Source organism: Clostridium disporicum, assembly GCF_001405015.1.
GTDB lineage: Bacteria > Bacillota > Clostridia > Clostridiales > Clostridiaceae > Clostridium > Clostridium disporicum_B.
The window spans coordinates 1-9,863 of record NZ_CYZX01000037.1; the positions used below are offsets into that span (position 1 = coordinate 1).

Genomic DNA, 9,863 nt, shown 5'->3' on the forward strand with positions numbered 1-9,863 from the left:
ATGGCGTAGAGGAAACACTCCTTCCCATTCCGAACAGGAAAGTTAAGCTCTACAGCGCCAATGGTACTGCATGGGAGACTGTGTGGGAGAGTAGGACGTTGCCTGGTTAGTAAAAACACTTAAGTTTATCTTAAGTGTTTTTTTGTTTTATAAAAGTATATAAACTATACTAAGAAGCCGGAAATTATATTCCAAAACTAACTTTTGGAATGATTATTGCTGAAAAATTACATGTAGTAGCAGAAAAAAATATTGATAGATGCTTTAGATTGAGGTAAATTTGAAAATTTTAAATTTCTTTTAGTAAAGTTAATAGAGAATAAAAAAGACTTAAGAATATTCTTAGGTCTTTTTTATTATATAAATTTATAAATAAAGTCAAAATTTTATATAATATTAGTTATTTTAAATATAAATAAATTGGTGGAGAGATTTTCTATAGATTTAACTTTAATTATAAATTTAAAAGACAAATATACATATGATAAGGTATATTTTATGGATTTTCTTTAATAAATTATCTACTAAAAGAGACGTAATACGACGATAAACAACATAATCTTATCTAAATATTTAATTTTTTAAAAATGTAAAAGTATACTTAAGATTTTTTATGAATTTAATGTCGTTTGAAAAGTGTTGATGATATTTTATCTATGATGATAAAATTAATAAGCATAATATAATTTATTCCATAAATGACAAAATTAATAAAACAAATGTAGTAAGGAGGCATAACATGAGACAAAATATTCTAGAATCTACTGATAATATTGCTAAATCTTTTAATGATGAAGTGAATTGGAAAAATAAGAGTATAGAAGTAATAGAAGAAATAGAAGAAAAAAAAGAAAAGAAGGTAGCAAGTAAAAAAGCGAAATGCGAGATAACAGATTTTAACACATATTTATTTCATGAAGGCAAAAACTACAATAGTTATGCGTTTATGGGATCACATGTAGTTACTGAAAAAAAGAAAAAAGGAGTTAGATTCTCAGTTTGGGCGCCTAATGCAAAAAGTGTTTATGTAGTAGGTGATTTTTCATCTTTTGAAATTAGAGATGAGTATAAAATGGACAAGATAACTGAAGCTGGAATATGGACTCTATTTATTCCTAATTTGAGTGAGGGAACATTATATAAGTATTCTATAGAAAATATGTATGGACATCATACTTATAAAGCGGATCCATTTGCATTTAAATCTGAGCTTAGACCTAATACTGCTTCAATAGTAGTTAATGAAAAGCAAGATAAATATAAATGGAATGATAGAAGTTGGATGGCTAAAAGAAGAAGATATAATATGTATGAAAGTCCAATAAATATATATGAAATGCATCTAGGATCTTGGAAAAGAAAAAATGGAGAATTTTTAACATATAGAGAAATTGCTAAAGAGTTACCTAAATATTTAAAAGAAATGTCATACACACATGTAGAGTTGATGCCATTAATGGAGCATCCATTAGATGCATCATGGGGATATCAAATAACAGGATATTATTCTGCCACTACTAGATACGGCGATGAAAATGATCTGAAATATTTAATAGATGAACTTCATAAGGTTGGAATAGGAGTTATTTTAGATTGGGTTCCAGGTCATTTTTGCAAAGATATTCACGGCTTATACAGATTTGATGGCACACCTACTTATGAATATCAAGAAGAGTGGAAAGCAGAAAATAAAGGGTGGGGAACTTGTAATTTTGACCTAGGTAGGCCTGAAGTTAGAAGTTTTTTAATATCTAATGCAGTATATTGGTTAAAAGAATTTCATATAGATGGATTAAGAGTAGATGCAGTATCTAATATGCTATATTTGAACTATGGAAGAAATGATGGAGAGTGGAGACCTAATAGATATGGTCAAAATGGTAACCTAGAAGCTATTGAATTTATAAAAACTTTAAATACAGTAATTAGGGAAAATTTTTATAATGTAATGATGATAGCTGAAGAAGCAACATCATGGCCTAAAATATCAAAGCCTGTAGAAGAAGGTGGTTTAGGATTTAATTTTAAATGGAATATGGGATGGATGAACGATACATTAAAGTATATAGAGATGGATCCTATATATAGAAAATATCATCATAATAAAATAAATTTCTCAATGATGTATAACTACAATGAAAATTTTATTTTACCTATATCCCATGATGAAGTGGTACATGGAAAATACTCTTTAGTGAATAAGATGTGGGGAGATATTTGGAATAAGTTTGCAGGATTAAGATTATATGCAGCTTATATGATTGGGCATCCAGGAAAGAAGCTCCTTTTTATGGGAAGTGAGTTTGGACAATTTATAGAGTGGAGAGAGTATGAAGAATTAGAGTGGTTTTTAATAGATAAATTTGAAAATCATAAAAAAACACAGGAGTATTTTAAATCTCTTAATAAATTTTATAAAGATAATAAAGCATTATGGGAGCTAGATTATGATTATAAGGGGTTTGAATGGATTGATGCAGATAATAATAATTCAAGTGTATACTCCTTTATACGTAAAGGAAGAGATGAAAATGAAATATTAATATTTGTGTTTAATTTTACTCCAGTAGTAAGATATGACTTTAGATTAGGTGTACCTTATAAGGGAGAATATAAAGAAGTATTTAATACAGATAGTTTAGAGTTTGGTGGATCAGGTCAGATAATGACAGATATTTTAGTGGCTGAGGAAATTGAAATGAATAATAGACCTTATTCTATTAAGATAAAGGTTCCACCAATGGCTGCAACTGTTTTGTCTATAAATAATGTTAATAAACATAAATAATGGAGGGGATTTGATGAAAGTTTTATTTGTTACATCTGAAGCAAATCCATTTGTTAAAACAGGAGGATTAGGTGATGTAATGGGAGCATTACCACAATCTTTGCATAATCTAGGTGTAGATGCAAGAGTAGTTTTACCTAAGCATAAAAATATAAAAGGTGATTATGTTAAAAAACTTGAATTTATTAAATGGTTTATGGTTCCTGTTGGATGGAGAAATCAATATTGTGGAGTATTTAAGTATGAACATAAATCTGTTACTTATTATTTCATAGATAATGAATACTATTTTAACAGAGATGGATTATACGGATATGGTGATGATGCAGAAAGATTTGCTTTTTTTGATAGAGCTGTATTGTGCTTTTTAAAGGAAATTGACTGGCAACCAGATATCATAAATTGTAACGACTGGCAAACCGGTATGATACCTGTATTACACAAATTAGAGTATAGGAAAGATCCATTTTACTCTAATATGAAAACAGTTTTTTCAATTCATAATTTATTATTTAAGGGAACTTTTTCACCAGATATTTTACCAAATTATTTTGGGTACGATTATATGCCTATGGCAAATGGAAGTGTAGAGTTACACGGTGGAGCTAGCTTTATGAAAGGAGCTTTAAATTATAGTGATATAATCACAACTGTAAGTAATAGTTATGCTGAGGAGATAAAAACTCCACAGTATGGTGAAGGTTTGGATGGATTGTTAAGAGAAAAAAGCTTTAGGCTTAAAGGAATTGTAAATGGTATAGATTACGAAGAGTTTAATCCTGAAGAAGATAATTTAATATATAGGAAATTTAATTATGAAGATTTAAAAGGCAAGACAGAAAATAAGATATTACTACAAAAGGAATTAGGTTTACCACAAAAAGAAAATACTCCAATGATAGGATTAGTATCTAGATTAACTAATCAAAAGGGATGCGATTTAATAATAAATATAATAGATAGATTATTACAAAATGACATTCAAGTTGTAATTCTAGGAACTGGAGACTATTTGTATGAAGAAACGTTTAAGAAACTTCAATATAGATATCCAGATAAAATATCAGCAAATATAAAATTTGATAATGTACTAGCTCATAAGATATATGCTGCATCTGATATGTTCTTGATGCCATCATTATTCGAACCTTGTGGATTAGGACAGTTAATTGCTTTAAGATATGGTACTATTCCGATAGTAAGAGAAACAGGTGGACTAAAAGATACTATACGTCCATATAACCAATATAGCAAAGTAGGAAATGGCTTTGGATTTAAGAATTATAATGCCAATGAACTAATGTCAATAACGGAATATGCATTAGCTTTATATAAAGATAAGGAACATTGGAAAGGTATAGTAAGACAAGCTATGGAGTCAGATAATAGTTGGGAAAAATCAGCTCAAGAGTATAAGAAGTTATATGAAGAGTTATTAACTAGTTGCTAATTTAGAAATCCCCTGTTTAGGAGGTAGATATATGTTATCTATTGATAAGGATACCTTTAAAAAAGATTATGAAAATAAGTTTATTAAACTACATGGAAAAGAGTTAAGTGAAGGAACTAATCAACAAAAGTATGAAGCTTTAGGTGCACTTGTAAAAGATTATGTAGCGAACATGTGGATAGAAACTAATAAAATGTATAAAAAAACAGGAGATAAGCAAGTATACTATTTTTCGATGGAATTCTTATTAGGGAGATTATTGGGAAATTGTCTTTTGAATCTAGGAATCAGAGATATGTGTAAAGAAGCATTAGGAGAGATGGGAATAGATTTAGATGAAATTGAAGATTTAGAACAAGATCAAGGGCTTGGTAATGGCGGTCTTGGAAGACTAGCAGCTTGTTTTTTAGATTCTATGGCATCTCTTAAAATAGCAGGTCAAGGGTGTGGAATCAGATATAAGTATGGGTTCTTTGAGCAGAAAATAGTAGATGGTCAACAAGTAGAAGTCTCTGATAACTGGCTAAGAGGCGGAAATGTATGGGAAACTAAAAAGGCTGATAAATCTGAGATTGTTAAATTTGGTGGTTCTGTAAAGGTTGAAAATGTGAATGGAAAACTAAGTTTTATTCATGTAAATTATGAACCGGTATTAGCAGTTCCTTATGATACTCCTATAGTTGGATATGAAAATGATATAGTAAATACATTAAGGTTATGGAGTGCAGAACCAGTGTCAAATGAATTTGATTTTTCTTCTTTTAGTAGAGGAGAGTTCTTAAAAGCAATGGCTTATAAGAATTCTGTAGAATCAATTTCACTAGTATTATATCCTGATGATTCATTTTATGAAGGAAAGATGCTTAGATTAAAGCAACAATACTTTTTTGTTTCAGCAGGAATACAAAGTATAATTAGACACTTCAAGAAATGTGGAGGAAATATTAAAGAGTTAGATGAAAAAATAGCTATTCATATAAATGATACGCATCCTACATTAGCAATACCTGAGCTTATGAGAATATTAGTAGACCAAGAGGAATTATCTTGGGAAGAGGCTTGGAGAATAACCCAAAATACAATTTCTTACACTAATCATACAATATTGGCAGAGGCTTTAGAAAAATGGCCAACAGATATGTTTAAAAGTCTTTTACCAAGAATTTATATGATAGTGGATGAGATAAATGAACGTTATTGTCAAGAGCTATGGAATAAGTATACAGGCCAATGGGATAAGATATCTAGAATGGCTATAATATCTGATGGATATGTAAAAATGGCTAATTTGGCTATAGTGGGAAGCCATAGTGTAAATGGAGTTGCAAAACTTCATACTGAAATTTTAAAGAAAAGAGAGATGGCTGATTTTTATTATCTTTATCCATCTAAATTTAACAATAAGACTAATGGGATAACCCATAGAAGATGGTTATTAAAATGTAATCCAGAATTAACCAATCTTTTAAAAGAAACTATAGGAGATAGTTTTATACGCCACCCTATGGATTTAGATAAATTTAAAAATCATCTTGATGATGTAAATGTATTATCTCGATTAAAGGAAATAAAACAAAATAATAAGATTAAATTAGCAGAGGAAATTTATAAGACAGAAGGAATTAAGGTAGATATAAATTCTATTTTTGATGTACAAGTTAAAAGAATTCATGGATATAAGAGGCAAACTTTAAATTGTTTAAGAATAATGGATTTATATAATCAGTTATTAGAAAATCCAAACTTAGATATTGTACCAAGAACTATTATATTTGCAGGAAAAGCTGCACCAGGATATTATCTTGCTAAAAATACAATAGAATTAATCTGTAGTATAGCAGAAAAAGTAAATAATGATCCTAGAGTTAATGACAAGCTTAAAGTAGTTATGATGGAGAACTATAGAGTATCTTTAGCAGAAAAAATAATACCAGCAGCAGATTTGAGTGAGCAGATATCTACAACTACAAAAGAAGCTTCTGGAACATCTAATATGAAATTTATGATGAATGGAGCAGTAACAATAGCAACTTTAGATGGAGCAAATATAGAAATAAAAGATGAAGTTGGGGAAGATAATATAGTTATATTTGGATTAAATGCCGATGAAGTTTTAAATTACCACAAAAATGGAGGTTATTCTGCTTGGGATATATATAATAATAATCCAAGAGTAAAAGCAGTAATAAATGATTTAGTAAGTGGTAGATATAATAGCGATAAAGATAAATTTAGTAAAATATATGCTAATTTATTAAGTTATAATGATGAGTTTTTTGTACTGAAAGATTTTGATGCATATTTGGAAGCGCAAAAGAAAATAGATCTTATATATAGAGATTCAAAAAGATGGCAAAGAATTTGTGGAGTTAATATAGCTCATTCAGGTATTTTTTCATCTGATAGAACTATAAAAGAGTATGCAACAGGAATATGGGATTCTAAAGTACTATATAAGAATTTATAGTAACTTAAATTTGATTATAAATATTTTCAGAATAAGATTTCGCAATTGTTAGAGTATATATCATAAAAGTAATAGCACTTTTAATAAGATATAAAAGTGCTGTTATTTTTGTGAGAAATTAAATTATATAAGTAATAAAAAAATAAGATTAGGCATAAGAATAATTTATATAAATGAGTTAAGAAAATAACTATTTAATATCTTTTAACATAATCCTAATAATGTTAATTAGATTGTAATGTTAATATAAATTTTAAAATATGTAGGTAACATAATTTTATTTAGATAAAAGGTAGAGGGTATAAGTGAGAGGAGATGTAAGGTAGTGAGTAAGAAGGAAATTGTAGCTATGATATTAGCAGGGGGACAAGGTTCAAGATTAGGAGTGTTAACAAAGAAATTAGCAAAACCAGCAGTACCATATGGAGGAAAGTATAGAATAATAGATTTTCCACTTAGTAACTGTTCAAATTCAGGTATATATACAGTAGGAGTTTTAACACAATACAAACCATTAGAGTTAAATTCACATATAGGAATAGGTAGTCCATGGGACCTTGATAGAAGAGATGGTGGAGTTAGAATATTACCACCTTATCAAGAAGAAAAAGGTGGAAATTGGTATAAAGGAACTGCAAATGCAATTTACCAAAATATAGAATTCATAGATAATCATGATCCAGAATACGTGTTAGTTTTATCAGGAGATCATATATATAAGATGAATTATGACAAGATGTTACAGTTCCACAAAGAAAAAAATGCTGAAGCGACAATAGCTGTAATAGAAGTTCCACTTGAAGAGGCTAGTAGATTTGGAATAATGAATACTAATGACGATTTATCTATATATGAATTCGAAGAAAAACCAGCAAAACCAAAAAGTCAAATGGCTTCTATGGGAGTTTATATATTTAATTGGAAATTATTAAGACAAGCTTTAAAGGAAGATGAAAAAGATAAAGAATCTAGCAATGATTTTGGTAAAAACATAATTCCTAAAATGCTTTCACAAGGAAATAGGTTATTTGCTTACCCATTTGAAGGATACTGGAAGGATGTTGGTACAATAAACAGTCTTTGGGAAGCAAATATGGATTTATTGAGAAGAGAAAATGGACTAACTTTATACGATGATGAATGGAAGATTTATTCAGTGAGCCCTGTAAGACCAGCTCAGTATATTGGTAAAAATGCTGTAGTTAAAAATGCTTTAGTAGTAGAAGGATGTAGGGTAGAAGGTACTGTTGAAAATTCAGTACTATTTGAAGGTGTTTCTGTAGGAAAGAATACTATCATAAGAGATTCTGTAATAATGCCAGGAGCTAAGATAGGTGAAAATGTAGTTATTGAAAAAGCTATTGTAGGAGCAGAAGCTATAGTAAGAAGAAGCTGTAAAATAGGAAATGGAAATAATATAGCTGTTATCGCAGCAAAAGAAGAAATAAAAAGTAGCAGTGTTTTAGATGCTATAGAAGCATAAGGGTATTAATAGGGGGAAGAGGAATATGAATAATTGTATAGGAATTATTAATTTAGATGAGAATGAACAAAGAATTAATGAATTAACCAGACATAGAAGTTTAGCATCATTACCTATAGCAGGAAGATATAGAGTTATAGATTTTGTATTATCTAATATGACAAATTCAGGAGTTGAAAATATAGGTATATTCACTAAGAATAAATCAAGATCATTAATGGATCATTTAACTAATGGAAGACCATGGGATTTACATCGTAAAAATGATGGACTTAGGGTATTTAATTTTGCAGATTTAGATCCATCGCATGATGATATCCATAATTTTTGGGAGAATATTGACTTTTTAGAATATAGCAGAAGAGATTATGTTTTAATTAGTTCTTCATATATGATATGTAATATAGATTATAATGAAGTTTTAAATTATCATAGAGAACAAGGTAATGATATCACTATAGTATATAAGAATGTTAAGGACTGTAAGGAGAATTTTACAGACTGTGAAGTTTTAAATTTAGATGATAATTCAAATGTTATCAGTATAGGTGAAAATATATCTTATAGAAGTAACTCAAATATAAATATGGAAATGTATATAATGAAGAAGAGTTTATTTATAGATATAATATATAAGTCAATTAAAAGTGGAATGTATAAAAAGGTAAAACAATTTATTGGTGATAATTTAAAGGATTTAAAAGTTAGAGGATATGAATTCAAAGGATACCTAGCATGTATAAATTCAATTAAAGCATATTATGATGCAAATATGGATTTTCTAAAAGAAAAGGTAAGTAAAGAGTTGTTTTATAGTAATTCACCTATATATACAAAGCCTAAAGATGAATGTCCAACTCAATATACAGAAAATAGTTCAGTAGTAAATTCTATAATAGCTAATGGATCTTATATTGAAGGAACAGTAAGAAATTGTGTAATTGGTAGAAAAGTATTTATAGGTAAAGACAGTGTTTTAGAAAACTGTGTTATCTTACAAAATGGAATGATTGAAGATGGAGTTAAAATGAATAGAGTTATCACAGATAAAGGTGTGGTAATTAAAAAAGGAGAAGAATTAAAAGGATTAGAAGATAATCCAGTTACAATTCCTAAAAAGAGAATATTCTAAGTTAGTAAGGTTTAATAATATAAAAAAATTAGCTATCCATTTTTCTCATAGAAATTTGGATAGTTAATTATTATAGTGTGTGGATAATGTTAATTATGTTAATAAATATATTAATGTAATCAACATATATTGTGGATAATGTGTGAATAGTGGATAAGTATATTAGTAGTAATATACCACAGTACCTAGTGTATCAATAGTATTAAATAATAGAAAAATAGAGGAAAAGTGAGTAAAGTAAGTTTAATACTTAAAAGCAATAGAAAGATTAGTAGTTAGTGGAAAGAGAAGATGTTAAGATAAATCTCGTCGCTGATGCGAAACAACAAAAACACAAGATAAAAAAGTGTTTGACAGTTGTTTTGGTAAGTGATAAGATAAGTCTCGTTGCTAACGAAACTAAGTCAAAAAAAACTTTGAAAAAAGTTGTTGACATAAAGTTGAGTGAGTGATAAGATAAGGAAGTCGCTTGAAGCGATAACAAAATATGGTCTTTGAAAATTGAACAGAATATAGTTAAAATAAATCCAGCAATTCTTTTGA

Annotated in this window: 5 protein-coding genes and 1 rRNA gene; all 6 read left to right on the forward strand. The window is 28.6% G+C overall.

The genetic code is table 11. From position 1 onward, the window contains the following. Positions 1 to 107, forward strand: a 5S ribosomal RNA gene (rrf, locus tag ARA56_RS15835); the annotation flags it as partial. A 632-nt stretch (positions 108 to 739) separates the two neighbouring features. Continuing rightward, positions 740 to 2,788 carry a 1,4-alpha-glucan branching protein GlgB gene (gene glgB, locus ARA56_RS15840; protein WP_084759087.1) on the forward strand — a complete coding sequence of 683 codons (2,049 nt, stop codon included), beginning with the start codon at positions 740 to 742 and terminating at the stop codon, positions 2,786 to 2,788. Between the two features lie 13 nt (positions 2,789 to 2,801). Then, complete coding sequence (gene glgA, locus ARA56_RS15845) at positions 2,802 to 4,238, forward strand: glycogen synthase GlgA (protein WP_055268432.1); 1,437 nt, start codon at positions 2,802 to 2,804, stop codon at positions 4,236 to 4,238. Positions 4,239 to 4,269: 31 nt separating this feature from the next. After that, positions 4,270 to 6,705 carry a glycogen/starch/alpha-glucan phosphorylase gene (locus ARA56_RS15850; RefSeq protein ID WP_055268434.1) on the forward strand — a complete coding sequence of 812 codons (2,436 nt, stop codon included), beginning with the start codon at positions 4,270 to 4,272 and terminating at the stop codon, positions 6,703 to 6,705. Positions 6,706 to 7,030: 325 nt separating this feature from the next. Then, positions 7,031 to 8,188 (forward strand): glucose-1-phosphate adenylyltransferase, encoded by a 1,158-nt coding sequence (locus tag ARA56_RS15855; RefSeq protein ID WP_055268436.1) that lies wholly within the window; start codon positions 7,031 to 7,033, stop codon positions 8,186 to 8,188. Positions 8,189 to 8,213: 25 nt separating this feature from the next. Next, positions 8,214 to 9,320 (forward strand): glucose-1-phosphate adenylyltransferase subunit GlgD, encoded by a 1,107-nt coding sequence (glgD, locus tag ARA56_RS15860; RefSeq protein ID WP_055268438.1) that lies wholly within the window; start codon positions 8,214 to 8,216, stop codon positions 9,318 to 9,320. The last annotated feature ends 543 nt before the right edge of the window (positions 9,321 to 9,863 follow it).